Source organism: Pseudomonas fluorescens (assembly GCF_902497745.1).
In the GTDB taxonomy this organism is placed as follows: domain Bacteria; phylum Pseudomonadota; class Gammaproteobacteria; order Pseudomonadales; family Pseudomonadaceae; genus Aquipseudomonas; species Aquipseudomonas fluorescens_BM.
In genome coordinates, this window is the sequence record NZ_CABVHJ010000039.1 from 9,922 (window position 1) to 10,991 (window position 1,070).

Sequence of the window (1,070 nt, forward strand, 5' to 3'; positions counted from 1 at the left end):
TCCTCAGAAACCCAGCGCAACAGCATGGCGACCTCAACCCCAGGGGCAACCATGACCGGTAGCAATACCGGTCCGGGGTGCATTCCGCGCGGGACCCGGCGCTCAACAGATAATCGCCGACCTCCAGCCCCTTCAAACGCTAACGTAGGCAAGGAGTCGACCTGGCAGGTACGAGTTCCTTTATTACGCAGAACCAGGAGAGTGCCACGTTGTGACATACCGTCAAACAGACCATCACGGTCATCGAAGCGAGCCTCCAATTGATGGACTTGACACTTATGAGTAGACGCTGCATAGACGGGGGCAGACATCACTATAGCTGTCAGCAGCACCGCCAATGGCCAGGCGCATAATCGCGATAACGTTTTCATTTTACCTCCCACCGAGATCGCCCAGCACTGCCACCTATTAACAGGTAGAGAAAAATCAGCCTGGAACGGCCTCACCCTCCAAGCTGATATGATTTTTACTTATTAGTTAGTGATGTGTGTCGCCCAGTCGATATGCACAAAGACATCCATATACGCCGGCAACGCTTCATCCTTCGGTTTTTCTGCGCCAAATGTGACTGTTGATCCCTGCGCACCCAGCGGCGAAACAGCAATATTCAATGGCGTACGCATGGCACCACTCTGACTATCGAACATCAAAATAGACACTTCGCCGGTTTTTGTGGTGAACGCTTTCGAGGTCGCTTTGTTGCCCTGAACATCCATTGACTCTTCTTTGCCATCAATACTCAGTTTTGCGGTTCTCACCCATTGCTCGTTGTTAATCATCGTCACGGTGAACTGAGTGTTGACGGGAATTGGAATCCAGCGTGGACTGGTATCACCCGCCGTATTGTTACCCCCAGCTGGTTGTACGCCGGAGCCGATAGGGACGCCGCCGTTGTTAGTTGTGTCGCCTGCTGGTTGTACGCCAGAGCCGATAGGGACACCGCCATTGTTAGTTGTGCCGCCTGCTGGCTGTACCCCGGAACCGATAGGGAAGCCGCCGTTGTTAGTTGTGCCGCCTACTGGCTGTACGCCAGAGCCGATAGGGACACCGCCATTGTTAGTTGTGCCGCC

Annotated in this window: 2 protein-coding genes; both read right to left on the reverse strand. The window is 53.9% G+C overall.

Going from position 1 to position 1,070, the window contains the following annotated elements:
- A partial coding sequence (locus F8N44_RS32370; protein ID WP_412071587.1) for a DUF4232 domain-containing protein occupies positions 1 to 371 on the reverse strand: 371 nt, incomplete at its 3' end.
- A gap of 102 nt (positions 372 to 473) precedes the next feature.
- Positions 474 to 1,070: fucose-binding lectin II (locus F8N44_RS31510; RefSeq protein ID WP_224794847.1), on the reverse strand; the 597-nt coding region annotated here is incomplete at its 5' end.